We start from the raw sequence: 295 nt of genomic DNA, 5'->3' as shown, positions 1-295 counted from the left end.
AGCGCCGCTGGCACGTGCAAAAACATGATTTTTACTGTCGCCCCTTGGCGATAATCTTCAGGCGTAAAGAAGAACCACCAAACAAGACCGCCGACCAACGTCACGACCGCAAGCGCCATCACCCACGGCAAGATGGTGCCGGAGGTTGCCATGAATTTTCGCGGATTTGCATATTCCCAAAGTGACATGGCCGGACCCTAAATTGAGTTAAACATTTGCGCAATCACCCTACACGGGTTTGTGTTAACGCAGGTTGATACGGATTGCCGCAGCCGAGGCAAAAGGCAGGATTGCC

At 52.5% G+C, this 295-nt stretch carries 1 pseudogene; it reads right to left on the bottom strand.

The window, feature by feature from the left end:
• Positions 1-188: pseudogene (locus tag AB9F29_RS22190) on the bottom strand (transcriptional regulator); the annotation flags it as partial.
• Between the last annotated feature and the right edge of the window lie 107 nt (positions 189-295).

The sequence above is a fragment of the Falsihalocynthiibacter sp. S25ZX9 genome (assembly GCF_041205405.1).
GTDB lineage: Bacteria > Pseudomonadota > Alphaproteobacteria > Rhodobacterales > Rhodobacteraceae > Falsihalocynthiibacter > Falsihalocynthiibacter arcticus.
This window is presented reverse-complemented; position numbering and strand designations above follow the sequence as displayed.